The sequence below is a fragment of the Streptomyces sparsus genome (assembly GCF_054776295.1).
Window position 1 is genome coordinate 1 of record NZ_BAAHCA010001203.1, and the last position, 1,240, is coordinate 1,240.

Sequence of the window (1,240 nt, forward strand, 5' to 3'; positions counted from 1 at the left end):
GGCGCTCCGGTTCAGGCGCTCCGGCTCAGTCGCAGAAGGCGTCGCGGACGGTGGTGTACTCGCGGGTCCACCAGACGATCAGGGCCGCCGCGGCCGGGAACTGCGGGTCGGCGCGGCGGTCCTTGAGCTGGTAGCGCCAGCGCAGCATCCAGAAGTCGTTCAGCCGCTCCCACCACACCCGGTGGACGGCGGCGGCCAGCTCGGCGGCGTCCGCGCCGGCGGCCCGGCGGTAGGCCCGGGCGTAGCGCCGGACCTTGCCCAGCTCCAACCGCCCGTCCGGCCGGACGAAGAAGATGACCGCAGCCCGGACCGCCTCCTCCGCCCTCGGCTGGACGGCCAGCCGGTCCCAGTCGACGATGGCCAGCGGCTCGTACGGTGCCTCGTCCCGGTACAGCAGGTTCAGCGGGTGGAAGTCGCCGTGCACCCAGCCGGCGACCGGCTCGGTGCCGGCGGCGGGGCGGTGGTGCTCGTACTCCCGCAGCAGCAGTCGCCGCTCCGTCAGTCGGTGCTCGGCCAGGGCGTCGAAGGTGTCGGGCGTGCGCCGGGAGCGCACCCGGGCCAGCAGCTCGCCGATCAACCGGTGGGTGTGCTCCGGGTCGGCGCTGGGGTGCGGGTCGGCGCCGGGGCCGGGTGACTGCGGTATCACCTGCTCCAGCCGGACGTGGACGAGGCCGAGCAGCGCGCCCAGCCGACGGGACTGGGCGGGGGTCAGCTGGCCGCCGTCCCGGTGGCGCCCCTGCACCCAGGGGTGCAGGGCGAAGCAGCCGCCGCCGACCACGGCGACCGTCCGGCCGTCCGGGTCGGGCACCGGCGGCACCACCGGCACCCCCAGCGCGTCGAGCCGGCTCGTCGCGCGGTGCTGACGGTCGATGGCCTCCGGGTCCCCGTCCAGGTGGTGTTTGAGGAAGTACCGGCCGCGCGTGGTCGAGATCCGGTACCCCCGGTTCAGCAGACCCTGGGTGAGAGGTTCACAGGACAGTGGCTCCCCGGCGCGGTAACGGCGCATGAGGGTGGTGAGGGTGCGCGAGGGGAGCGCTCCGAGTGCTTGCACAACCGAAATGCTAGATCACTTACGGCAATCAACCTGCTGCTTTCCGTGATGTGCTGCGCCTCAGGCTCCGGATGGTGTATAGGGCCGGGACGACGGCCGGAGGCCCGCAGGCGGGAGGTATCCGGCGGTCGTCACCGTCCGGACCCGCGCGGCTGCCCCCGCCGCGTCCCCGCCCGGCAGCGCCCGGAC

Annotated in this window: 1 protein-coding gene; it reads right to left on the reverse strand. The window is 74.2% G+C overall.

The features are described from left to right. Positions 1-25: 25 nt before the first annotated feature. On the reverse strand, positions 26-1,006 hold the full coding sequence (locus tag ACYVE9_RS27415) for a phosphotransferase (protein ID WP_461030586.1): 981 nt from the start codon (positions 1,004-1,006) through the stop codon (positions 26-28). Positions 1,007-1,240 lie beyond the last annotated feature (234 nt).

Coding starts and splice junctions, on each gene's coding strand:
- ACYVE9_RS27415 (WP_461030586.1), bottom strand. CDS start 1,006: ATGCGCCGTTACCGCGCCGGGGAGCCACTGTCCTGTGAACCTCTCACC.